The sequence below is a fragment of the Caballeronia sp. LjRoot31 genome, from assembly GCF_964253885.1.
Taxonomy (GTDB): Bacteria; Pseudomonadota; Gammaproteobacteria; order Burkholderiales; family Burkholderiaceae; genus Caballeronia.
Window position 1 is genome coordinate 1,704,167 of record NZ_CAXURX020000003.1, and the last position, 24,518, is coordinate 1,728,684.

Below are 24,518 nucleotides of genomic sequence, written 5' to 3' on the forward strand. Positions count from 1 at the left end.
CCAACATGACCTTTCAAACTGATCTTTTCAAAGGCAAGACCGCCGTCGTGACGGGCGGGACCCAGGGCATCGGTGCAGGCATCGCGCAGCGCTTTGCTCGCCTTGGTGCCCGCGTGGTCGTGGGCGGGATTGCTCCAACCGATTCCCAGCGCGAGGCGCTCGGACCAGGCATCGATGCCGTCGAACTGGACGTCAGCGACGATGCGAGCGTCGCGGCCCTCGTCGAGCGCGCAGGCTCGATCGATATGCTCATCAATTGCGCAGGAATGATCCGACGCGGGGACGAGCTCGAAATCGATGTATTCGAGCGCGTGATCGCCGTGAACCTTAGCGGCACGATGCGCGTGTGCGCCGCGGCTCGCGAACGACTCAAGGCGAACGGTGGGACGATCGTAAACACGGCATCGATGCTCAGTTTTTTCGGCGGTGGACTTGTACCGGCGTACAGCGCGAGCAAGGGCGGCATTGTGCAATTGACGAAGTCGCTTGCGATCGCCTACGCGGCCGACGGCATCCGCGTGAATGCAGTGGCTCCCGGCTGGATCGCGACGCCCTTGACGCAAGCCCTACAGGCCGACGACCATCGTTCGCAAGCTATCCTCGATCGCACGCCAATGAAACGCTGGGGCCAGCCTGACGATGTCGCGCAAGTCGTTGCTTTCTTGTGTTCGCCGGCGGCGGCCTTCATGACAGGCGCGATCGTCCCGGTCGATGGTGGGTATCTGGTGGCATAGTGTTCTGGTCGTCACCGCCCTTGGCTGCGTAACGTATGCGGCCCGTACCTGAGCCGTGATACGAGCCGTGAACAAGGAGAGGAATGGTTTCCTACGCGGATGCACCGTCGTCCGCCATCTGGCCTTTTATGATCATGTGCATTGTCTCAATACCTGAGAGGATAATGCGGGCACACTGGAAATCCTTGACGCCCATCATGGGCCTGGTTCGGCGTTTGATTGCCCGGTGATCCCGCTCGACGATGTTATTCAGGTACTTGATCTGTCGGACCCTGATGAGCATTTCCCGCTCGGCGTTGATGGCCTGGAGGGCGGCGAGATTGGCCCCGCTTTTATCCATGGTCACGGTCTCAGGCGCGCCGTTGCGATCGATGGTCTTTTCAAAGTAGCAGCGCGCAGCAGCCTTGTCGCGATGCGCCCGCAACAGGAAATCGACCGTATTACCGGCCTTATCCACTGCACGATACAAGTACTTCCACTGGCCGCGCACCTTGACGCAGGTTTCATCCATCCTCCAGCTCTCACCCACCGGACGTTTGTGCTTGCGAAAGGCTTTCTCGAATAACGTTACGAGCTTGATGACCCAGCGATGCACGCTCGAATGGTCAACCTCAAAGCCGCGCTCAGCCATCATCTCTTCGAGATTGCGAAGGCTTAGCGAGTAGGCCACGTACCACCGCACACACAGCAAGATCACATCCAGCGGATAGTGCAGTCGCTTCAGCACTTTCGCGATCCCCGGCGGTAACGTCGTGCGCGGCGTCCTACCACGTCATGGCCATCGTGGTCGCCTCAATTTCGGTTGCGAATTTTACATGATCGGCTTAGCGCGACAGAGCCAACTTTACTGCAGCATCGCTAATGCGACAAAACCGCTGCGGCCGTGCCCTGCGATTGCCGCGGAACATAACCGGTAAAACGCCAGCGCCCGTCGCTTTCCAATTGGAAGCTCAGTAGTTCAAAAATAACCCGTCCGTCCGAGAGAGCCGTTGAAAAGTCCACGTTGGCGTACAACCCGTCCGGAATGCTTCCAGCGCCAGCGTGCTGAAGACGCGTGACCGACGACCAGTCCCGCGTCTTGATCATTCCCAGCGACTGACGGGTCTTCTGAATATCGACCACGAATTGGGCCTTGTCGATTTTCGCCTTGAGGAACGGGGCCGCACTGTCCCACACGGCCTCGTAGTGAGCTGCATCAATCTGCTGCAACGCGTCGTTCGCGTCATGCAGCAGTTCGTCAGCGGAGGTTCCAGGTTGCGTCGCTGCGGCGACGGTCGGAAGTGTTGCCACCACCGCTAGCGTCGTTGCAGTGGCAAGTTGAGTAAACAGTCGTTTCAAGGGCTTCTCCTTTTGTTTGTGTTACATCCCTATCAGTCCATCCGCATACGCATGCTCGACGATCTAGCAAAAAATTGCGCAGCACTTCACAGCGAACTTGATGTAGCGGTCTAGCGGTCAAGTGACTCAATCGGCTAAGGCAGAAAATCTGCAGCGCACGCACGCGCCGAGTTCAGACTAACTGAACGTTTTCATTCACCTACCATTCCAGACGAATCTGGATTGAACAACCCGGACCGCTGCTTCGTCAGCGTCACTTCCATCATCCTGTGGGCGAAAAAACAGTCACGATTGGTCACTTTGCGACTTGTCCCGTATCTCGAACTGCTTCCGGTCTTTTCCTTTGATCCAAAACGGCTGCCGCCCCCAACCGCTCCATTCCATCCCACTCACTGGATCGCGATAGCGTGGTCGTTTGTTAGACCGCTTGCGGCGCCGGTCTTCCAAGTTGCCAAAAACATCCGCGGGTGTAAAGTCAAATTCCGCTACCCGTAACCTGACTTCTTCGAGGACCGCATTAAAGTCGTTGCAGCGCGCCTGTTGAATTAACTCGTCGAGTTCGCGGGCTTTCTGTTTCAATTCAAGATAAGTGGCCATTTCATTAGCTCTCCGTGTGGCGAGATGCAGAACCAGGCAATGTTTCGTGTCTGCGCCGGGCTACGGAACCAGTTCAAATCGCGTAGCGGTCGCTGCGGTTAGTGAGACTGACTGCCCTCGAACGTTGCGGCATAAGGAACTGTGGCAGGAGCGGTCTGCAGTAGAAAACGATAAATTAGGCCGCCCAATATCCCCCCCGCAAACGGAGCTAACCAAAAAAGCCATAACTGCTGTAGAGCCCAGCCCCCCTGAAAAAGGGCTACCCCAACGCTGCGTGCCGGATTCACCGACGTGTTCGTGACCGGGATGCTGATCAAGTGAATCAAGGTCAGGCACAACCCGATAGTCAACGGAGCAAACGCCGCGGGCGCATGCTTGTCGGTCGCGCCGTGGATCACAATCAGGAAGAACGCCGAGAGGATCAGTTCGGTCAGCGCTGCTGCTGCAAGCGAGAAACCGCCCGGTGAATGTTCGCCATATCCGTTCGAAGCGAATCCGCTGCTGGCAGCATCAAACCCCTGCTGTCCGCTTGCGATCAGATACAGAACCGCGCCCGCTGCAATCGCACCAATGACCTGTACAACAATATACGGAATGACGTCTCTCCCAGAAAATCGCCCGCCCACGAACAGGCCCATCGTCACGGCAGGATTGAAGTGCGCGCCCGAGATATGGCCGAGCGCATAAGCCATAGTCAAGACCGTCAGGCCAAACGCCAACGCGACCCCGGTAAACCCAATTCCGAGTTTCGGGTATGCCGCCGCCAGCACCGCGCTTCCACATCCCCCTAGTACGAGCCAAAACGTCCCGAGGAATTCAGCCGCCAATCGTTTTTGCATTTCTCTGCTCCTTTTAAAACTGATTCGTTGCAATGCGTGCATGTGAGCTCAGGCAAGGAGTGTGTAACCGACTCCCTATTGCTGGGCCGAAACCGTGAGAATCAACGGACGTGCTGTGCTAATTCGACGCGTCAGTTTGGTCCATGCACCACAACCGACACGCGTCGATCTGGCTGCAGGCAAGCTATTAACGTTGTGGAAGGTCCATTCGGACAATGCGATATCGGTTGACTGGATCCCACGCCTTGCGTGTGAATAATGTAACTGCTATCCACGCCGTGGGCGACGAGATAAGCCCGCACGGTATCGGCTCGGGCAAGTGACAAAGCCTGATTCACAGTCGCAGGGCCTATGCGATCTGTGTGCCCAATGATCGTTATTTCGGTTGCCTCCTTATAGCTGTTGATCCGCTCGATTGCCTTGTCGAGCTCCGCTTTTCCTGCCGGTAACATGGAATCGAGACTTGATCTATCGAATGGAAACAGCGCATCCGTTTGCAGTGTGAACTCCTCTATCCTTGGCGCCTCCTGTACATTCGACACCGGCGCAGCTTCCACTGTCGGAGCCTCACATTTGAAGATCAAAGCCCGGGGGGCGGTCGTGGAGTCATCGGCCGAGCGAAGACGATCAATCTTTTGGATAGGCTGAACTGATTTCTTTCCGCAGATGCGCTCAGCGATCTTCGTACAAGTAGCCGCCGATTCGAATATCCCGCCACACTCGACCCGGTATGTCCTGGCTCCATCACCCGTGTCTATCGAGTAGGCGTTGAATGTTGGGCCCGAGGCAGCCGAACACCCGGCGACGACAACTGCAATTGCGACCAGCGAGGCTGGGAGGGTCAATCGGTTCATCATTTGCTCCATAGGGTAGTAGGTAGTTGCATGTCTAAGAGAAAGTGAGGCACGGGTGCGGTGCCTCACTCGCAACGGCCTACCATTGCATTGCCGCGCCGAAGCCCACGGTATCGCCTGCCGAGCTCATTCCGACGCCAGCTTTAACCTTAATGTTTTCCGTTATGCGTGCCGTGCCCCCGATCGCAACTGCCTGGTAACCCTGAAAGCTGGCCGTGCCGATCCCCAGTGATAGGGTCTTCCCCTTGTCCACTTCGGGAATCATGGTCAGTGCGGTCGCGGCCGCTATGCCTGAATACGCGTTGCGGGCTGTAGAGTTGATGCCTTGCTGCAATTGATTGACGCGGGCATCTGTGTAGGCATTGGCCTGGGACAGGTTGGCGTTCAGTTGATTCACGTTGACCGCGTCTGTGCCGTCTGTTCCCGGTGCGACGTTAGTGACTTGTCGTGGCGTGTCAGCCGTTCCTACGGAAACCACATTCGTTCGCCCACCGTCGTTACTACCCGCACCGATCGCAACGGAGTTGCCGCCAGTGGACGTTGCTCCCTGACCCACTGCGGTTGATCCGTTACCGGAGGCTGTGGAGCTGTTGCCCACCGCCGTGCTATTAGAGCCGGAAGCCACCGCACCTTGTCCGCCCGCCGACGAATTCGATCCAGTGGATGCAGGTGGGGTTGAAGACCCAGGGGTGGACGGGAAACCACCGTTGCCCCCGTTTTGATTATTTATCAGCGTGGTCAACTGCGTGGTGACTGCGTTGAGTTGACTCACATTGACCGCATCGGTACCGGCCATCCCGGCGGCAACGCCTGTAATCTGACGATTACCTACGTTGACCTCACCTACCGAAGACTGGGGGGTGCTGAGCCCGTAAGCGATGTAGTTGCTCAACGCTCCGACGGTGGTGACGGAACCCGCACCGAGGGCGACACTGTTCGCAAAGGTCGAGGTTGCCCCTGCGCCAATTGCGACTGCGTCGATGGCGCTACTCTGTGCGCCCGAACCCAGAGCTACGCCGCCGGCATTCGCCGCACTTGCGTTTGCGCCTTGTGCGAGCGACTGCGCGCCGCTCGCCACCGCACCGCTACCGATTGCGACGGCGTCCGCCTGAGCGGAATTCGCTTGTTCACCAATGGCGACTCCGCCCGGCGCCGTTGAATCAACGATCGCACCATTGCCGACCCCCACGCCGTTATCGCCGTTGACAACCGTCGTCGGTCCGACCGCGATCGAATCCGTTCCCACCGCCAACGAATCTGCCTTGGTCGAGTTCGCGTGAAAGTACATCGAACCGGTGACAGCGAATGATGACAAGGCACCAGCAAGCTGCCGGATGGTGACCGCATCTTGCGCTTGCGTGCCGTCAGCGACGTTAGTCAACTGACGATACGCATTTCCCGTTGCGCTGCCGAAGGACACTGCGCCCAACAAGGTTTCATCGGAAGTGTTGAAGGGAATCGCGTGAGTACCGTTCGCGATTGAACCGACGCCCGAGAGAATTGCACGGTCGGACACTGATCCAGAACCAATAGCAACTCCTCCGAGCACCGAGACATTCGCCTGCGATCCAAGCGCAACTGAATTGTCCGCCTGCGCTATTGCCCCGCTGCCGCCGGCAAAACTGCTTGCGCCGCTCGCCATGGCATTCACCCCGGCCGCCAACGCATCAAGCCCCGTCGCGCCGTCGTTGTTGTAGTTGCCGCCTTGGGTACCGCCGTCATTGACGCTGTAATAGTGCGTCTTGCTGGCCGTCACTGTCGTTGCCAAACTATCGACCGCCTGATCAGTCGCGAAGAGCTGCGAGCCGTTGACCGCGTCGGTGCTGGTGGAACTTACCTGACCCGCGGCCACGTTGGTCACAGTGCGCTCGTTGTCTGCACTGCCCACACTCACCGTGCTCGTCGGGCTAGCGCCCGCGTAAGCGTAGGTGGTGCCGTTGATCGTGCCGCTGGCTGTGCCTACCGCGGCGCTCGTGATGGAACCACTACCCAGAGCCACGTCATTGACATTATTTGCCACCGCACCCTGGCCCAGGGCGGTGCTGCTGTCGCCGGTAGCGCTGGCCGCCACACCGGCTGCGAGCGCGTTGGCGCCAGTGGCGCCGTCGTTGTTGTAGTTGCCGCCTTGGGTACCGCCGTCATTGACGCTGTAGTAGTGCGTCTTGTTGGTGGTCACTGCGGTGGACAGGCTGTCAATCGCCTGGTCACTCGCATACAACTGCGAACCGTTCACGGCGTCGGTGCTGCCGGCGCTCACGCGGCCTGCCGCCACGTTGGTCACCGTGCGCTCATTGCCCGCACTGCCCACACTTACGGTGCTAGTCGGGCTGGCGCCGGCGTATGCATAGGTTGTGCCGCTGATCGTCTCACTCGCCGTACCTATCGCGGCAGTTGTGACCGAACCAGCACCGAGAGCGACGCTGCTCGTAAAGGTTGAGGTTGCCCCTGCGCCAAGTGCCACTGCATCAATGGCACTACTCTGTGCGCCCGAACCCAAAGCTACGCCGCCAGCATTAGTCGCGCTCGCGTTTGCGCCTTGTGCAAGCGACTGCGCGCCACTCGCCACCGCACCACTACCGATTGCGATCGCGTCCGCCTGAGCGGAATTCGCTTGTTCACCAATGGCGACTCCGCCCGGCGCCGTTGAATCAACGATCGCACCATTGCCGACCCCCACACCGTTGTCGCCGTTGACGACCGTCGTCGGTCCGACAGCAATCGACTCTGCACCGACCGCCAACGAATCCGCCGCGGTCGAGTTTGCGTGAAAGTACATCGTGCCTGTTGCGGCGAGCGACGACAGTGCTCCCCCAAGCTGCCTGACGGTGACTGCGTCTTGCGGCTGTGTACCATCGGCGACATTGGTCAGTTGCCGATACGTGTTCCCGCTGGCACTACCAACGGACACCGCGCCCAACAAGGTTTCGTCGGAGGTGTTGAACGGAATCGAGTACGTACCGTTGGTGATGGAGCCGACACCCGACAGGACCGCGCGGTCGGAGATTGACCCGGAACCGATAGCGACTCCTCCGGCCACCGAGACGTTCGCCTGTGATCCAAGTGCGACTGAATTGTCCGCCTGCGCTATTGCCCCGCTGCCGGCGGCAAAACTGCTTGCGCCGCTCGCCGTGGCATTCACCCCGGCCGCCAACGCATCAAGCCCTGTCGCGCCATCGTTGTTGTAGTTGCCGCCCTGCGTGCCGCCGTCATCGACGCTGTAATAGTGCGTTTTGTTGGCCGTCACCGTCGTTGCCAAACTATCAACCGCCTGATCGGTCGCGTAGAGCTGCGAGCCGTTGACCGCGTCGGTGCTGGTGGAACTCACCTGACCTGCGGCCACGTTGGTCACAGTGCGCTCGTTGCCTGCACTGCCCACACTCACCGTGCTCGTCGGGCTAGCGCCCGCGTAAGCGTAGGTGGTGCCGTTGATCGTGCCGCTGGCTGTGCCTACCGCAGCGGTGGTGACCGAACCGCTACCCAGCGCTACATCGCCCGCGTTGTTCGCCGCCGCGCCATCGCCGAAGGCGAGCGACCCTGCGCCCGTCGCCGACGATGTGTTGCCGAGCGCAACCGAGCCTTGACCCGTTGCCGTGTTGCTGTTGCCTTGCGCTATCGCACCCTGACCGTTCGCGGTATTGTTCGCGCCCACTGTCACCGCGCCCGTGCCGGTCGCGCTGTTCGGATCGCCGATCGCAACCGCGCCATTACCGCTCGCCAATTGCCGATTGCCTATCGCCACGGCTCCCGTGCCACTGTTCACAATCGAGTTAAACCCGATCGCCGTCGAACCCAAGCCAGCCGTCGCCGCCACCGAGTTCGCATTGCCGATCGCCACTGTTGCTGCGGCACCGGCGGTCGAGGTAAAGCCCAACGCAACGGCGCTGCCCCCCGTCGCCGTAGCGCCACTACCAATGGCCACATCGTTTTGGTCTCCTGTCGACCCAGCAGCACCCGCCGTACTATTTAGACCGATGGCAATGGCGTTATTGCCATATGCGTTCGCATTGTTCATCGCGGCGAGAGCGAACGAACCGCTAGCCACCGAACCCTGTCCGAACGCCGCTGAATTAGCGCCAGCAGCGAGCGTGTTGATACCTATAGCAGTACTTGACATGCCAGATGCCGTTGAGGTGGCACCGAGAGCCGTTGAGCCATTGCCGGAAGCTAGCGCGGCACTACCCAATGACGCACTGCCTATACCCGTTGCGGCCGCACCGTCACCCACGGCAGTTGAACTTTGACTGGTCGCTTGGGTATTTTTGCCCACCGCTGTGCTGCTCACTCCCGTAGCCGAGGCGCCTACGCCTGCAGCAAGCGCATTCGTACCTGTGGCACCGTCGTTGTTATAGTTGCCGCCCTGCGTGCCGCTGTCATTAACGCTGTAGTAGTGTGTCGCGTCGGCGGCCACCGTGCTCGCTAAGCTGTCGATCGCCTGGTTGCTCGCGAATAACTGCGATCCATTCACGGCATCCGTGCTAGCAGCGTCGAGCTGCCCAGCCGCGACGTTCTGTACCTGTCGCTCGTGACCCACCGAGCCCACCGAGAAGGCCCCATCTGGCGTGGCACCCGCAAAAGCATAGTTGGTTCCACCGATTGTTGCCCCGGCTGTTGCCGTCGTCGCGGAGCTCAAGGAGCTCGATCCGATCGCCACGTCATCGGCGTTGTTCGCAGTTGCGCCGTTACCCTCGGCTACGCTGTTGACCCCAACCGCATTTGCCACCGGCCCGATTGCCACGCTATTCAGACCGGTTGGCGTCGAATCCGCGAGCGTCGAATTGGCGTGGAAATACTTGATGCCACCGCCGTTCGCAGCGGTGTTCAACGTATCGACCACCGTGTTGGTAGCGAATAATTCGCTGCCATTGACGGCATCGGTACTTGTGGCACTGATTCGACCCGCTGCGACGTTGGTAACCGTGCGCTCGGTACCGGGCACGCCCACGCTTACCGTGCTGGTTGGCGTGGTGCCAGCGAAGCCCGAAAACGTGGTTGCGCCGACCGTGACGCTGGCAGTACCCACCGCCGTTGCGGTCGTGCTACCCGCGCCAAGCGCGACGTCACGGGCATTGTTCGCCGTGGCTCCATTGCCGAGCGCTACAGAGTTGGCTCCCAGGCTTTGACTGACGACCCCGATGCTCACACCACTATTACCAGACGTGGTCGCGCCGTCGCCGATTGCGACGCCGCCTGTACCGGCCGCCGTGACACTCGCGGTTTCGCCGATGGCGATGCCCTGAGTGCCCAAGGCACTGGCTGCACCACCCAGCGCAACCGATTGTGCGCCCGTCGCGGTGGCTCCCGCACCAACCGCTAACGATTGCCCGTTGGTGGCGAGAGCAAGTGGACCAATTGCCACATCCTGTGTGTCGGTCGGATTGCTCAACACGCCTGCCACTGCACCCGATCCCTGGGCAATCGATGCATTGACGTTTGCCGTTGCTGTCGGGCCGATGGCCGTCGAGTCGGTTCCGACAGCATTGGAGTCTGCGCTCGTCGAATTCGTATGGAAGTACTTGATACCGGCGCCGTTGTTAATGTTCGAAACGGTATCGCCCAAATTCGTCACATTCGTGTTCGTCGCGTCCAACTGCGAGCCGTTTACCGCATCCGTGCTCGTGGGGTTCAATGCAGCCGGCGCGAGATTGGTAATCGTCACCGGCGCCCCCGCACCCGCTCCTCCGGTCGCACCCAAGGTGATCTTGTTGCCTCCAGCCTCGTCGTACTTGACCGCGATATTCGCCGTGTTATCAACATTCGCATTGAGCGCCGTCAACGCACCGGCAACTGTCGTCTGCGCTGTGGGTCCAGTCACGGCCCCAGTCGTGCTGACGCTGTCGATCGGTTGACTAAAGCCAGTGATAGTGCCGGTAGCCGGGCTATAGTTGGCGCCACCGCCTAATGTGCTCGCCGTCGACGTGCCGAGGTTGTTGACACCGGTGACCACTGTATTGAGCTGCGAGCCGTTTATGGCATCGGTGCTGGTGGAGGAAATCACGCCTGCTGCCACATTCTGGATTTGCCGTTCAGTACCAGCTGCGCCCACGGAGACCACACCATTGGTCGAAGCAGCCGCCTCTACACCAGCCGCTGTTCCGCCGAACTGGGCGGTCACGCCGGCATGCGGTGCCGCTGTCGTCGAGTGCGAACCCAGTGCTACATCATTGGTGTTAGTGGCGACTGCAGTATCGCCCAAAGCCACCGCACCGGCCGCCCCCGCATTGCTCGCGTTGCCCAGCGCCACGGAGCCCTGGCCGGTCGACGTGTTGGCATTGCCGAGCGCAAGCGCGCCCTGGCCGTTGGACGTGTTGTTGGCGCCCATTGCTACTGCCCCCGTCCCGGTGGCCGAATTCGGATCGCCGATGGCGACCGCACCATTGCCGCTAGCGGTATTGGCAGCGCCGATAGAGACCGCTTTGCCGCCTGTGGCCACTGCTGCGTCGCCGATTGCAACCGAGGAGGCGGTTTGCGCCTGCGACGACTGACCCAGCGCAACGGCGTTTCCACCAACCGCCTGAGCAGCCAGTCCGATCGCGATGGCATTGGTGCTGCCTGTCGTTGCCGTAGTCCCAATCGCTATGGCGTTGTTGTTGGCGCCTGTCACCGCACCGTCACCCTCGGCGATCGACGAACTCCCCGAGGCATTCGAACCGGCCCCAACCGCAATGGCGCGAATCCCGGAGGCAGCCGGCGCAGCGGCCGTAGCCGGCGATTTTGCACCACCCTCAGCTGTCGTATCCGAACTACCGAGCGCCACAGAGCCTGCACCGGTCGCCTGCGCTGAAAAGCCAAAAGCCGATGCCCCCACTCCGGTCGCACGCGTGGCGCTGCCTATCGCCGTCGCATTGGTCTGGGTTGCCTGTGAACCCTGACCCAAAACCGAACTCTGCGCGCCGGTGGCTGTCGTTTGCCGCCCAATCGCCACTGAATTAGTACCGGTTGAAACAGCTGCGTCGCCAACCGCTACCCCAAAGTTGGTTGCGTTAGCGCCGCTACCGGCCCCGATCGCGATAGAAAAGGAACCGCACGTTGCCGCATAAGAGGCGCCGGTCCCTGCAGCTGAGCTAGTCCCAATTGCATCCAATTGGACACAGGTTCCCGCGAATGCGGTCGACGATATCGAGACGCAACCGACAGCGACCAACATGGCAACCAGCGGCAGTCGCTTGATCCGCATAGCGTTAAAGAACGCTGTGACTCCTACAGCGATCGCGGGCGTCGTTGACATTTTATTGGTGGCCAACTCCGAGGCCACCACCGGTTGGCCCAACGCCTTGTTCCAAACCGTGCTATAGATTTTATTCATGAGTCGCCTCGGCATTGACATGTGTTGTGTGTGTGTTCGAACTGTGACTGCTAGCATTGCAACTGCAGGACACCAATACGACAGGCGTGTTTATACTGGACCGCTTCCGTAATCCATTTGCACTACTACATACGAGAAGGAACCGGCAAGCGGACCTCGCTAACGTGCGTCGCCGCTGCGAAACGTTTCTTCCCGATGCATAAACGAGACGGCCTGAAACCTGTACCTACAAGACGGTGACTGTCATAAAAGTGGATTACTTCCCAGTTCGTTTAATTTTTTCCTTTTTTTATTTACTTACTCAAAGTAAATAAATCCCTCTGGCTTGACCGAGATTGGTCATTCCGTTGAGTGCGGACACACTGATCCATGCCTCGGTTTTCTGCTGCGGCAGTGCTCGCGCCTTCATGGTGTTGCCGAAAATGCGCTGGTGGCGTTGCATCGCAAGCTCGGCATAGTTGCGCAGGTTGTAGCCCGTGATGCGCTGCCAGGGGAGGCGCCTTTGTTGTGCCATGCCCTCAATATGGTGGTCTCGCTGCGTATCGCCAGCAGTTGAGAGCACGGCCGTCTTGTGCGGGTAAATGACCACTTGAGCGTTGGGTTGGTGGTTCAGAACAGCTTGCGAAACCGGCTCGACATCGCAGGCGCCTTCACCGATGAAGGTCTCAAACGGGGTGACAATTTGGGTGAGCAGATCCGCCACGGCCGAGGGGTCACCGTCGTCCGGCGTGGTGAGCTCGCAGACAAGAACTTGAAGGTGTTCGTGGATCGCAAGATGGAGTTTGCGCCAGGTCCGGCGAGCCGGAACATCATGCTTCTCCTGATGCCATTCATCTTTACCGTAGACCTTGAGTCCGGTGGAATCAACGATCACGAGACTACCCGAGTCCATCGCCTGGCTCAGGACGTGCATGGGTATTGAAATGCTGCGTTTGGAAATGCTGCTGTAGTCAGGAATGCTGATGATGGCCTTCATGATGCGGCTAAGCGAGTTCATGAAACCTTCGGTCTGGCGTAGCGGCAAATGAAAGACCTGGCGGATGAACAAGGCGGTTTCTATCGCGAGATCGGAATATTCCTGCTGTCTGCCACGGGCTCCGGTCTTGGCGGGGCGCCATGCGGCGAGCGCCTCTTCGGTGAACCAAATCGTGATATCGCCACGTTGGCATCGCAGCAACGCCTCGCCCCCCACGCATCTGCCGTGTCTCAAGCTCACCACGGGTTGATATTCGAGATGAAACTCGCGACGCCTGAGTCCAGCTCGCGCTGCGTGTATCAGGGCTTGGTCGTAGCGGCGCCAGCGTTTGCACAGCAGCCATCCCACGGCAGCAACGAGCGCAAGCAGGAACGGCCAAAGCAGACCACTCCAGGCACGGGCCAAGGCGTTCGATCTGGTCGTGGAGGGCGGGGCGAATGGGGTCCGGCCAGCAGGCGGGGTTTGGTCCTGGCCGGTCATCGAGAGACGTTTGGTATTGCACGAAGGTCCCAGTGAGCAAGCGCTGTCATCAGCCGTAAGCGTTTCTTGTGCGAGTCCAAATGGCTGGTCCTCTATGCGAGTGACGGAGCCCTTGTTGTTACCGGGCGCCAGTCCGAAGGCGGGAGACTCGAGGCGACGCTCTAGCGTGAAGAGAAAGGTCTGCGACGGCGCACTCCAGTCAAGCCTTGCAAGCGGCGGTTCGCTAACGCTGCTTACCGCGTTTTCGCTGCCCTCGGCGAATGCGTCGCGCAGCGAATCGCAGACATGGTTGAGGGGAAATATCGGACTGGCGTCAGGACCGGCGAGCGATGCCGGAATCAGGGAAAGCGAGATCGGAAGTGCGCACGCCGCGCCAAACCGGACGGATGTCTCGGCTGCCGGCGCGGGTTCGCCGAACGTTTTCGGCAGCAGGCCAGTGATGCCGGAATAGCTGTGTTCGGCATTAATGTCGGTGTAAGAGCCCGCGCCGGTGTCCGCTTGTGCGAGCGATAGCCTTGCGGTGGCCAGCAGAAGTATTACCGTCCAGCGAATGAAATCGAAACGCCGCGGCTCGACCGGGCGACGCTTCGAATGTTTCCCTACAAGACCCAAGGACATCGATCTCTCATTTTTCGCAAGTTACCAGGGTCCTGGACGGTCGAAGCCGGACAGCGCCTATAAGCGCAGGCGACTCCTCCGGGCAAATTCGGTGGTTTGAACGGAAACGCACTTGAAGCGCACTTTGCCAGTGAACGGCACGCAGCGACAGGGGCAGATCCGCGCAAAAAAGACGTATCAGACGTCTTTCAGAAAGTGCCCGGGACGAGCGTTGACAACGGGTGGCATCAGGTAGATGCCTATCGATTAAGTCGCGATATAGCTCGTCTCGCATGGGAGCCGAAGACGAAACGTTATGAGCGGCTGGCCTCGCAAATCGGCGACCTGATACGGCGTGGCGACCTGCCGCCGGGCACGCGCATCCCCGCGGTTCGCGCTGCGTGCGACGCTTATGGCGTCAGTCCATCCACGGTGTTTCGCGCGTACTACTTGCTCGAAAGCCAGGGCTTGATCGTGGCGCGGCCACGCTCGGGCTATTTCGTCTCGGCGGCCGCTCCTGGCGCGCCCCTGCATGGAGCATCCCTCGACGCCGAATGAACCGTCGAAATCCGTCAACATCCGTGAGCTCGTGTTCGAAGGGCTTTGCCAACTTGCCGAGAGTGAGACGACACGACAGCCGGTGCGATGATTAGTCAGAAAACAGTCGGCGGATTTTGGACGAGTTCCGCGAATTCGCACCATGCAGCAAACCGGATTGCGAGTTGTTTGCGATAGAGTGAAGCGCGCAGCAGGTGGCGCTTGAGCGCGAAATGTTGCCGAATGGGCCCGAAGCAAGAAAGGAATTTCTGTGTGCGTTTCGGGTCCCGAAAGCCGCGCATGCGACGCTCGCGTTCGCGTGTCGGTTGATGGCTATTCTCTGCGCGGTTGTTTAGCCGAGCGGCCGCTTTGACAATCACGTGCTTCACGGGTCGATCCCTATGAGGGGTGCCTCCCAGTCGCGCATTCGTCGATGTTCGAAGGCTCGCAGATACGTTGGGTATCTCCACGCGACTCTTGCGACGATCGCTTCTAGCTGGCTCCGAGCGCGTGGTACGTAGTTACCTTCGGATAGTTCCGGGCGAACAAGAGGCGTACATACTCGATGGCGCGGGTCTAGCCAATCCGGGATGGGCCGTAGATGAGCGCACCCGTGATTCGGTAGCGGAGGCACCGAACAACGAGGTCGTAGAGTAAGTGATTGCCGTCCACGGATAAAATATTCCATGGCTTCAAGAGGCGTCACATTGTTCAAATCTGATGGCGACAGGTTGAGGGCGGTCGCATTTCAGGGACGGCCGGCAATCTCGCGCGCGAGTTCCACGAACGCGCTCAACACCGCAGGCGGCGATGGATTCGTCCACGCGAGCAGCAATTCGCTCACTGCATGGCGTTCGCGAAGCGGCCGATACACCACGTTATCCATGTGCACACGCTGGACCGAGGCGGGCACCAGCGCAATGCCGAATCCCGAGCTCACGAGTCCGAGCGATGCGTAGATCTGCCCCATTTCGAATAACGGCGATGGCGTGAAGCCGCCCAGCGCGCACAGCTGATTGATAATGGCGTGATAGTCGGGCGCGACATCCTTGCGATAGTTGATGACGCGCATGGTCGCGCAATCGACGATCGAAATGGTGCGTCTCGCTGCAAGCGGATTGTCCTTTGCAATAGCAATGACGAACGGCTCGCGGAGGATCATTGTGGATGCCAGGTTCGTCTCGGGCGGCACGGCGCGCACGAACGCGACATCGACTTCGCCGCGCGCGAGTGCGTTGACCTGCTCGGCGGCCGTGAACCAGCGCAACTCGATGGATACATCGGGGAAACGCTGCTGGAACTCGCGAATGAGCGCGGGCAACAGCGTGTACGCGATGTGTTCGAAGAAGCCGACCGCCAGGCGCCCAATCTCGCCGCGCGCCGCGCGCTGTGAGTCGATCACGGCAGCATCCGCCGATGCCAGAATGCGCTGGGCGCGATCCGCAAACACCATTCCCGCCGACGACAATCCCACGCGCTTGCCGCGCCGGTCGAACAGCTCCACACCCAATTCTTCTTCGAGTTCGCGAATCTGGCGGCTCAGCGGCGGCTGCGCCATGTGCAGACGCTCGGCCGCTTTGGTGAAGTTCAGGGTTTGCGCGACAGCCAGAAAATAACGCAGATGACGAAGCTCCATGTCATACCTTTAAGGTACTGAAAGCGAACTTATTATATCTTTTACATCGCTTCCGGATGGCACTACGATCGATCTTCAAACAATCAACAAGGAGATATGCATCGTGAAACTCAGTGATGCCCAACTGACCGCTTATGCGCGCGATGGCTTCGTCGCGCTGCCGTCCTTGCTGTCCAGCGAGGAAGTGCAGGAAATGAAGCGCGAGCTGAAGCGCATCCAGCAAATCGATACCGATCATCTGGTGCGCGAAAAAAACGGTGGCATTGCGAAGACGATCTACAAGGTGCACGAAACGCAGAGTCCGACGGCATCGCCGGTGTTTCACGCGCTATCGCGCGCGCCGCGACTGCTCGAGCCGGCGCAGCAGCTATTGAACGATCCGGCGCTCTACATTCATCACACCAAGTGCAACCTGAAAACCGCCATCGATGGTTCAGTATGGCAATGGCATCAGGACTTCGGAACGTGGCACCTCGACGGCGTGCCGAATCCGACGATGACTACCGCGCTCGTCATGCTCGATGAACCGACGGAAATGGGCGGCTGCCTGTACTTCATTCCTGGAAGCCACAAGCTCGGCTCGCTGCAACCCGCATTCGATGACGCGACCGGATACCGCTTTTACGTCGTGCCGAAGCCGAAGATGCTCGAAGTTCTATCGACGCATCCAAAAGCGGTGCCGATCATGGGCTCGCCGGGAACGGTCGTGTTCTTCGATGCCAACATCGTGCATTCGTCGGGCCATAATCTTTCCGGTGACGACCGCTGGCAGGCGTATATCGTGTACAACCCTGTCGCGAATCGTCCCGCCGATGTGGAGAAGCCGCGTCCGGATTACGTGCGTTCGACTAACTTCGTGCCGTTGCAATTGGGTAGCGACGACATTCTGAACTAGCCGCACACGGTGCACCACCATGAAAGCGGGTTCGACGTCAAAGCGGTGAGGTAAACGGTGATCTACCGTTCGGGCTGGTATGGCGCTCGCCAAATTGCAAACCTCCCGAACAAAGCCGTCCGGCCACGAAGTTGGGACGCAGTCCGCGGGAAAAGACGACGGTCGTCAAAACGTTGGGGGGGGTTGAACCAGATGACCCTCGCGACAACGTCCCCCGGGTTGTAATAGGCATGCGGCAGATTGGACGGGAAGGCGAATGAATCGCCCGCGTTGAGCACATGTTCATCGGCTTAACCCTGAAACTCAAGAATGTAGAGCCCCCCGTTGTAGTCGGTCGAATACACCAGCGCTTCGGCATCGACGAATACATCGGAAGACTGAATCACGTTAGGCCGATTTGGACGGTGATCCATCAATTGTGCCGGCTGCGGCGGTACAAACGCCCCGACTTCGACTGGCCGGTACGGATCGCTCATGTCGAATACCCGCACTCCCGCGTTCTGATAAGTCGCAAAGATCAGCCGCGAACTGACAAAACTTCCCGGCCGGTTCTCATGCAAATTATGCGGGCCAAAGTGCCCCTGTTTCTGCCGGTACCCAATCTCGCTGGGCGATGGAAAGGTCGAGATGCTGACCGGATTGGACGGCTCGCGGACATCGAAAAGCCAGATGAATTTCTCGCCGTCCTCCTGATGATCGAGTACCGCCTCGTCGAGCACGACCAGCAGATCGCGGTCGGGCAAGGGCAGGCAGTTATGGGTTCCGCCACCGAAGGGCGGCGACCAGTTGCGGTGTGTGATCAGCTTCGGCGCGCTGCGATCGGCGACGTCGAGCATGACCAGTCCGGCATCGCGCCATGCGCAGTAAGCGGTGTCGCCGTGAACGATCGGATGATGCAAGCCGTAACGCCGCGTCGCCGGCCATGATGGCGTTTCATTGGCGACAACATGCATGCCGGGTAGCCAGAAACGCCCCGCTTCGCGCGGATGGCACGGGTCGGACATATCGATCGTGATGAAGATGTAATCTGAAAAACCGTCAAGCAGCGCCGATGCGTACGCCCAGCGTCCGCCCGTGTACCAGACGCGGTGGATGCCCCCGCCTTCGACCGGCATAAAGCCAATCTCACGCGGCGTATCCCCCTTCGAAATGTCGTACACAGCCAGGCCCGCACGCCAGTTTCGGTCACGGGTCGAGCGTTGCGCGGTGCCGACCTTCTTGCCGAGTGCACCCTCGTAGTAGGCACGTTCATCCTGAAACTCCGCGGCCGCAAACATGTCCTTGGCGTTGATGACGAGCAGCAGATCGTCATGGGTCTGCAAGTGAATGTTCCATGTGTTCGGTGGCGCCGGCACGTAAGCGACCGTGGCGGGACGGCGCGGATCACGCACATCCACGACACTAAAACCCTTCGAGAACATATGGCCAATGTAGGCGTAACCGCGATGCACCATCAGTTGCACACCGTCGGCACGGCCTCCCTGGTCGCTGTGGCCAATCAAGCGCATATTTCGCGAAAAATCAGGAGTGTGTAATTGAATGTCAGTCATGATCAGAACCTGGGTCCGGGAATTCCGCCGTGTTCGGTCCCCGCGCCGGTGCATGAACCGGATAGCGGGAAACTCTATGTAATATGGAGTCCAAATTACGTAATTGGAGTCATCGAAAACAAGATAACGGCGTCAGTTATTTAACACCCCAAATGCGTCGATACACATCGCGATAATGATTGTCCGGGTCATAGCGGTTCATCTTCCCGCCGTCATAGGCAATATCGCTTGCCGTAACCAAATGCACCGGCGCCGTGTAGCCGCTCACCGGCGTACCGGCAAACGCGCGGTTCAGTTCGTCCACCGCCTGCCAGCCATGCAGCGACACCGGCTCGGCAACGGTCGCCGCCTGATATTCGCCGGTGCGGATACGCTGGAATGCCGACTCGCTGCCGTTGCCTGCCGAGACCCCAAGCAGCGGCCCGGCACCCTTGTAGCCAGCTTGCTGCAGCGCGGGCGACATGAAATCGAACGGCAGGTCGTTGATGGCTAGCGCCCATGTCCACTTTGCGCCGTAGCGCTGCAACATGGTGGAGGTGAGTTGAGGAATGCGCGTCGCGGTGTCGGATAGCGGCGTGTCCTCTATCTTCAGCAACTGGCAACGGGTGCACTTCTTGACCAGTTCCGCCATTGCGTTGGATTTGGCCGTCGCGATCTCGTAGGTGGAGTCCGTGAAGATAACCACGCCCGCTTTGCCGTTCGACTGCGCGATCACGTACATGACTGAGGCCTTCGCCACGTCGAGCGGATCCGTCGCGAGGTTAGTGACGAACCCATCTTGCGGAGCCGGCCCGGGCTTCGGCAGTGAATGCCAGCCCACCACCTTGATACCGCGCGCAACGGCCTGGTGGATCAGCGAAGCCTGCTCCCTCGCGTCAACGCTGCCGAGCACGATGCCATCGGGCTTGAGTGCAATGGCCTGGTTCATCGCGGCCGAACGTCCCGAGATCGAACCCTGGCCATCGATCAGGCGGAAGTTCCAGCCGATCGCGCCTGCCGCTTCCTTGACCCCTTCCGCTACGCCGCGTGGCCCGCTGTCGCGTTGATCCGCCGATACGAACACGATTGTCTTTCCATGCTGTGCGGTGGGTCCGGTCGTCGGACCGCTCCACGCCTGACCCGACTTCGTCGCCTGCGCCGTGTAGGCCTTCGCTTCGGCCAGGAACGTGTCGTCCGCGCGTGCGTTCAATGCAGACGATGCGGCCAGCGCGGCACAAAGGGTCATCATAAGACGCTGCTTCATGGTGTCTCCTGTTAGTTGTATCAGTGCGGTACGTGCGGTTAATCGCTGCGCCCAGTACCCGGCAGCGTGTGCGCCGATCCATCGGTTTCGCCCGGTACAGGGGTCTGAATGGACTTGCGCGGGCTGCGGCGCCGTCGCTGGGTGTACCCGGCAATGCCGATTGCAACCAGCAACGTCGCGCCGTTAAAAAGCGGTTCGATGTAGAAGTCGCCGCCAAGCTGCTGGATCCCCGCTATGCCGACCGCCAGGATGGACACACCGACTACCGTGCCCCATACATTGACCCGCCCGGGCTTGATCGTGGTCGAGCCGAGGAACGCGCCAACCAGCGCGGGCAGCAAGTAGTCAAGCCCGACGCTCGCCTGGCCAATGCGCAGCTTGGCCGCGAGCACGATCCCCGCGAAGGCCGTCAGCACGCCCGAGCTGACAAAAGCAAGAATCACGTAGCGACGGGCCGGAATACCGTTGAGTGCGGCAGCACGCGGGTTCGCGCCGATTGCGTAGAGGTAGCGGCCGATCGGCAGATAGTCCGACGCGATCCATAACACGATCGCGATCACCACCACATACGTTGCAGCGATTGGCAGTCCGAACAATGACGTGGTAAAAATGGACGTGAAGGCGTCGGGCAGGGTGCCAATGACCTGACGTCCGCCGGTATGCCACATCGCAATGGCGTAAAGCACGGTGCCTGTTCCCAGCGTGGCGATGAACGAATCGATTTGCGCGACTTCGACCAGCAGCCCGTTGAGCAATCCCAGCAGCGCGCCAAGCGCAAGAACAATGACTACCGCGACCCGCCAATCGATTCCATAGGACGTCTGCAGGCTGATGGCGAGGATGTGCCAAAGCACGATCCCATAGCCGACTGTCAGGTCGATACGTCCGGTTGCCATCGGAATCATCGCGGCAAGGGCGAGGATCGCGATGATCGATTTATCACCAACGATCGACCGCACGTTCAGCAAGGTGGGAAACGTGTCAGGCAGGATCAGCGAGAACAGCACGATCAGCGCGAGCGTGAGGACCGGCAAGCCGAACACAGGCAACAGGCGCACGAATCGGGAGATCGGTGAGAGGCCGGCGAGTTCACGGCGCGTTGGTTCGAGCGCGTTGGATTTGAGCGATTGCATGGGGTGCCTCAGGCAGAAAGGGGAATGACATCGACGGGCGTCACGCCATAATCCAGCGACGCGCAATGCAGCAACTCCGACACGCTGAGCTGGTCGACGGGCAACTCGCGAGCAATCGTGCCCGTCCGAAACACCAGTGCCCGATGGCAGATCTGGGCTGTCTCCTCGAAGTCCGACGAGATCAGCACCACCGCCATGCCGGTGCGCACCGCCTCCCCAAGCAGCCGGTAAATTTCCGCCTTGGCACCAATATCGACGCCTGCGGTGGGGTCCTCGAGAATCAGTACATGCGCGCCAATCCGCAGCCAACGCGCGATCACGACCTTCTGCTGATTACCGCCCGAGAGCGTTTCGATCAACGCCGCCGGATCGTTCGGGCGCAACGCAACACGTCGTCCCAGTGCCAGCGCTTCGACGGTTTCGCTGGCCGCCGAGCGCATATGCAACGCCTTGCGGCCGCTTGCGCGAGGATTGAGAAAGAGGTTCTCGCGAACACTGAGGCCGGGTCCTATCGACTCGCCGTAACGGTCGCCGGCCACCAGGCACAAGCCGTTCGCCACGGCCGCTCCGGGCGATGACAGATCCACTTGTTCACCGTTGAGCAGCACGGTGCCGGAGAGGATCGGCGCCGCGCCGAACAGCGCCTTGCCAAGCGAGTCGTGGCCCGCGCCGCGCAAGCCGACCAGTCCGAGGATCTCGCCGCGGCGGACATCGAAGTTAAGCGGACCTGCTTCTTCCGTATGTAACCTGCGCACCGACAACGCGATGGGCGCAGCACCCGGCGCGGGCGGCCGCACGAATACCGAGTCGGGTTCACGTCCAACAATATGGCGAATCAGTTCGGCAGGCGCGGTGTCGGCCGTGTTCTGCTGCGCGACGCGCCGGCCATCGCGCAGCACCACAATGCGATCGGATAACGCAAACACCTCGTCCAGCCGGTGCGATACATAGATCATCGCGACGCCTTGCTCGCGCAGACCCAGCAACACGCGATGCAGGCGCTGCACTTCGCTTTCGGGCAGGCTCGCGGTCGGTTCGTCGAGGACCAACAGATCGGCGCGGCTCGACAGGCCACGCGCTATGGCCACCAGTGACTTCTCCGCGCGCGACAACGTGAACACGCGCTGTTCAGGATCGATGTCGCCGCCTACCAGCGACAGCGCGGCCTCAGCAGACGCGCGCACTGCGCCCCACGAGATCAGGCCACGCCGCTTCGCATAGGTGGTCGCGAGCGCAATGTTCTCGGCAACCGTCATCCAGTCGACGAGTCCCAGGTCCTGATGCACGAACGCGACACGGCCGCGCATGGCACGCGCATCCGTCGGCGCGCCGCGAAACAGCAGCGTGCCGCTCGACGGTGCGTGAACACCGGCCAATATCTTGATGAGGGTGGATTTGCCGGCGCCGTTCTCGCCAAGCAACGCGACGATTTCACCGGCGGCAACGTCGAAGCTGACGTCCTCGAGCGCGCTCACGCCGTTGAAGCGCTTGCCGACGCCGCGCACTTCGAGCACCGGAATACGCGGTGCTGCACGCGGCTCGGCCGCGCTTTGCATCGTTGTAGACATGTCTCACTCCATCAATCAGCCGTTGGCCGAATTTAGTGTTTGTCATACCCTTTTTTTGTTTTTACTATTATTGGACCAGGCATTCGCGACCGTTCATCGAAAATCGGCCAGCCGAACATCGAAAAACGGCCAGCGTGGAATGACCGTAAAAAGCTGAAGAATGGAGTGAGACACCATGAAAGAGAACGACGAACTCATCGACTGGGCAATGCCGGAGGACGATCCCGTCAACCCGTTTCGATGCAGCGATCCGCTGCCGGAATGTGTCGAACGCGTGGAACCGGGCAAGGCGGTGATCGGCTCGCGCGGCGACCCGAAGAACAAGATCCTGTGCGTCGAGCAGGGGCGCCTGAAACTTGAAGGGCCGCACGGTGAGTGGTTGCTGCTGCCCGCTCATATGGTTTTTATCCCGCATAGCCGGCCGTACCGGCTTTACACCAGCGCCGATGCGGTAGTGGTCGTGACCCACCTTGGCGCGCAACATACGGTGTGGCAGCACGAAGGCTGCTGGGCGGCACCAGTTAGCGGGCTGGCGCGCGAGATGTTCGGTTATGCGCTGCGCTGGGGCCGTGAACGTGCCGCCGATGACGCGATTGCCAACGCTTATTTCCAGGCGCTCGGCCTCCTATGCAAGGACTGGTTCGAGTGCTCGCGCATGATGTGGATTCCGTTCGGCGAGTCGCCTGCACTCAAGCGCGCCATCGCTTATACGCGCACGCGGCTGGACTCGGCGACTATCGAACTGGCGGCGCAAGCGGCCGGCACGTCGGTGCGCACGTTACGTCGATACTTCCAGGACGAGCTGGGAATGAGCTGGCGCCGCTTCTTGCAAGAATTGCGCATGGCGCGCGCGATTGAACTGATGACGCGCAAACGTCTGTCCGTCACGCAAACGGCGCTGGAAGTGGGCTTCAATAGCGTAGCCGCTTTTACGCTGGCCTTTTCTTCGTTCACAGGGAAGACCCCAAGTTCGTACACGCGCGACTTCCTGAATGAAACGTTCATCCAAAACAACACAATGGGGAGCCGGATTGGGAGCGAGGTTTAACGGCAGGGTTCAGCGCTTCTCCCAGCGTTAAGCCTCTCGCAAACGCTGCCGGGGCACCGATCTCTCGCAACACCCAAACAAGACCTCCACGCTGTTGAGATTCCGGCCCGCTCACAGGACGCGTGGGCGGCACCGGGAGAAGTCGCGGCGCACACATCCGGGGCATGGTACGCACGCCGAGCGATCCGTTCGCGCGACGCACTGCACCTGGCGTCGACTTTTGATTAGCTTTCCCCGCGAGTTCGCAGGGTCTCCGGGCGGGTATAATTCAACAGTCCGAATCGCGCGAGCCAGCAGGCTAGAGCGGGGTTCAACCGCCTGCCCCGTCCTCATTCACTGGCTCGTGCCCGAGTCAAAAATCAGTAACAGCAACGGAATAGCCTATGCCCATCAAGGCAATCGAACCCCAACGACTTTACCGGCAGATCAGCGATCAATTACGCGCGCTCATCATGAACGGGGAATTCGCAGTGGGGACTCGCCTGCCGGCGGAACGGGATCTGGCAGTACAGCTCGGCGTCAGTCGGCCTTCGTTACGAGAAGCCTTGATTGCGCTGGAAGTGGAAGGTCTGATCGAGGTACGCGTCAGCTCAGGCATTTACGTGCGGGCACTGCGACAGCCTCGCAACAATGATGTTCTCGACCTGTCGAGCGAAGAAGGTCCACTCGAGCTCATTCGCGCCCGCAAGATGGTGGAAGGCGAAGTCGCGGCGACCGCGGCGAAGACCGGGCGTAAGGCCCAGTTCGAGATCATGGAAGAAGCGATCAACGCAATGGAGACCCAGATCGCGGCGGGCGTCAATCCGCTCGAGGCAGACCGCGCGTTTCACGTATGCCTTGCTGAGGCAACGGGCAACAGCGTGCTGGTCGGATTGGTCGCGCGCTTGTTCGATGCCCGGATGGGGCCGCTCTTTGACTTGTTAAACAGTCATTTCGATACGACTGCGGTATGGGCCCAGGCGGTCGCAGAACACAGGGCGATCTTGAGCGCGCTGCGCGCAAGGAACAGTACTGCCGCGCGCGCTGCGATGCACAAGCATATGGATGTGTCGTTCAAACGGCTGACGTCGAGCCTGACGCAGGAGGCCACCACGGTTTCCGTGGCGGCGCCGGCTGGCGGAACGGGAAAGCTCCGTAAGCGGCCCTCTTAGACAAACCTGGCGTGCTTTAGCAGCGCCACGCAGATGCAT

Annotated in this window: 16 protein-coding genes and 4 pseudogenes; 5 read left to right on the plus strand and 15 right to left on the minus strand. The window is 60.2% G+C overall.

Annotated elements, in window-relative coordinates; translation table 11 throughout:
* The first annotated feature begins 5 nt into the window (after positions 1–5).
* Positions 6–734, plus strand: coding sequence for an SDR family NAD(P)-dependent oxidoreductase (locus ACSQ8V_RS36340; protein WP_436209052.1), 729 nt, complete (start codon positions 6–8; stop codon positions 732–734).
* Positions 735–825: 91 nt separating this feature from the next.
* Here ACSQ8V_RS36340 and ACSQ8V_RS36345 read toward each other — a convergent pair whose 3' ends face one another.
* The 8 genes and pseudogenes from ACSQ8V_RS36345 to ACSQ8V_RS36380 all read right to left on the minus strand — a co-directional run bounded on the left by ACSQ8V_RS36345 (position 826) and on the right by ACSQ8V_RS36380 (position 13,739).
* Positions 826–1,470 carry an IS6 family transposase gene (locus ACSQ8V_RS36345; protein WP_436209263.1) on the minus strand — a complete coding sequence of 215 codons (645 nt, stop codon included), beginning with the start codon at positions 1,468–1,470 and terminating at the stop codon, positions 826–828.
* Positions 1,471–1,592: 122 nt separating this feature from the next.
* The gene (locus ACSQ8V_RS36350) at positions 1,593–2,072 is read right to left on the minus strand and encodes a DUF4019 domain-containing protein (RefSeq protein ID WP_436209053.1); all 480 of its coding nucleotides are present in this window, start codon (positions 2,070–2,072) and stop codon (positions 1,593–1,595) included.
* A 285-nt stretch (positions 2,073–2,357) separates the two neighbouring features.
* Positions 2,358–2,669, minus strand: coding sequence for an H-NS histone family protein (locus ACSQ8V_RS36355; RefSeq protein ID WP_436209054.1), 312 nt, complete (start codon positions 2,667–2,669; stop codon positions 2,358–2,360).
* A 98-nt stretch (positions 2,670–2,767) separates the two neighbouring features.
* Positions 2,768–3,550 carry an aquaporin Z gene (aqpZ, locus tag ACSQ8V_RS36360; RefSeq protein WP_436209055.1) on the minus strand — a complete coding sequence of 261 codons (783 nt, stop codon included), beginning with the start codon at positions 3,548–3,550 and terminating at the stop codon, positions 2,768–2,770.
* Between the two features lie 89 nt (positions 3,551–3,639).
* Positions 3,640–4,374, minus strand: a complete 735-nt coding sequence (locus tag ACSQ8V_RS36365; RefSeq protein ID WP_436209056.1) for an OmpA family protein — start codon at positions 4,372–4,374, stop codon at positions 3,640–3,642.
* 67 nt (positions 4,375–4,441) lie between these two features.
* Positions 4,442–11,236: pseudogene (locus ACSQ8V_RS36370) on the minus strand (hypothetical protein); the annotation flags it as partial.
* A 33-nt stretch (positions 11,237–11,269) separates the two neighbouring features.
* Positions 11,270–11,722 (minus strand): annotated as a pseudogene (locus ACSQ8V_RS36375) (ESPR-type extended signal peptide-containing protein); the annotation flags it as partial.
* Between the two features lie 244 nt (positions 11,723–11,966).
* Positions 11,967–13,739: an IS5 family transposase gene (locus ACSQ8V_RS36380; RefSeq protein WP_436209057.1), complete on the minus strand. Its 1,773-nt coding sequence runs from the start codon at positions 13,737–13,739 to the stop codon at positions 11,967–11,969.
* A 258-nt stretch (positions 13,740–13,997) separates the two neighbouring features.
* On the opposite strand from ACSQ8V_RS36380, the pseudogene ACSQ8V_RS36385 reads away from it, so the two are divergent.
* Positions 13,998–14,225 (plus strand): annotated as a pseudogene (locus ACSQ8V_RS36385) (GntR family transcriptional regulator); the annotation flags it as partial.
* A 146-nt stretch (positions 14,226–14,371) separates the two neighbouring features.
* On the opposite strand, the pseudogene ACSQ8V_RS36390 reads toward ACSQ8V_RS36385, so the two are convergent.
* Positions 14,372–14,644 (minus strand): annotated as a pseudogene (locus tag ACSQ8V_RS36390) (DDE-type integrase/transposase/recombinase); the annotation flags it as partial.
* 359 nt (positions 14,645–15,003) lie between these two features.
* Positions 15,004–15,891 (minus strand): LysR substrate-binding domain-containing protein, encoded by an 888-nt coding sequence (locus tag ACSQ8V_RS36395; RefSeq protein WP_436209058.1) that lies wholly within the window; start codon positions 15,889–15,891, stop codon positions 15,004–15,006.
* A gap of 103 nt (positions 15,892–15,994) precedes the next feature.
* Here ACSQ8V_RS36395 and ACSQ8V_RS36400 point away from each other — a divergent pair, with 103 nt between their 5' ends.
* Positions 15,995–16,786, plus strand: coding sequence for a phytanoyl-CoA dioxygenase family protein (locus tag ACSQ8V_RS36400; RefSeq protein WP_436209059.1), 792 nt, complete (start codon positions 15,995–15,997; stop codon positions 16,784–16,786).
* 62 nt (positions 16,787–16,848) lie between these two features.
* Here the strand turns inward: ACSQ8V_RS36400 and ACSQ8V_RS36405 are convergent, their stop codons facing one another.
* From ACSQ8V_RS36405 to ACSQ8V_RS36425, 5 genes are all read right to left on the minus strand, one after another.
* On the minus strand, positions 16,849–17,064 hold the full coding sequence (locus ACSQ8V_RS36405) for a cupin domain-containing protein (RefSeq protein WP_436209060.1): 216 nt from the start codon (positions 17,062–17,064) through the stop codon (positions 16,849–16,851).
* A gap of 12 nt (positions 17,065–17,076) precedes the next feature.
* On the minus strand, positions 17,077–18,336 hold the full coding sequence (locus ACSQ8V_RS36410; protein WP_436209061.1) for an LVIVD repeat-containing protein: 1,260 nt from the start codon (positions 18,334–18,336) through the stop codon (positions 17,077–17,079).
* A gap of 136 nt (positions 18,337–18,472) precedes the next feature.
* Positions 18,473–19,579 carry an ABC transporter substrate-binding protein gene (locus ACSQ8V_RS36415; RefSeq protein WP_436209062.1) on the minus strand — a complete coding sequence of 369 codons (1,107 nt, stop codon included), beginning with the start codon at positions 19,577–19,579 and terminating at the stop codon, positions 18,473–18,475.
* Between the two features lie 38 nt (positions 19,580–19,617).
* On the minus strand, positions 19,618–20,712 hold the full coding sequence (locus ACSQ8V_RS36420) for an ABC transporter permease (RefSeq protein ID WP_436209063.1): 1,095 nt from the start codon (positions 20,710–20,712) through the stop codon (positions 19,618–19,620).
* An 8-nt stretch (positions 20,713–20,720) separates the two neighbouring features.
* The gene (locus tag ACSQ8V_RS36425; RefSeq protein ID WP_436209064.1) at positions 20,721–22,280 is read right to left on the minus strand and encodes a sugar ABC transporter ATP-binding protein; all 1,560 of its coding nucleotides are present in this window, start codon (positions 22,278–22,280) and stop codon (positions 20,721–20,723) included.
* A 175-nt stretch (positions 22,281–22,455) separates the two neighbouring features.
* On the opposite strand from ACSQ8V_RS36425, the gene ACSQ8V_RS36430 reads away from it, so the two are divergent.
* Both ACSQ8V_RS36430 and ACSQ8V_RS36435 read left to right on the plus strand, forming a co-directional pair.
* Positions 22,456–23,328, plus strand: a complete 873-nt coding sequence (locus tag ACSQ8V_RS36430) for a helix-turn-helix domain-containing protein (RefSeq protein WP_436209065.1) — start codon at positions 22,456–22,458, stop codon at positions 23,326–23,328.
* 383 nt (positions 23,329–23,711) lie between these two features.
* Positions 23,712–24,479, plus strand: coding sequence for a FadR/GntR family transcriptional regulator (locus tag ACSQ8V_RS36435; RefSeq protein WP_436209066.1), 768 nt, complete (start codon positions 23,712–23,714; stop codon positions 24,477–24,479).
* The last annotated feature ends 39 nt before the right edge of the window (positions 24,480–24,518 follow it).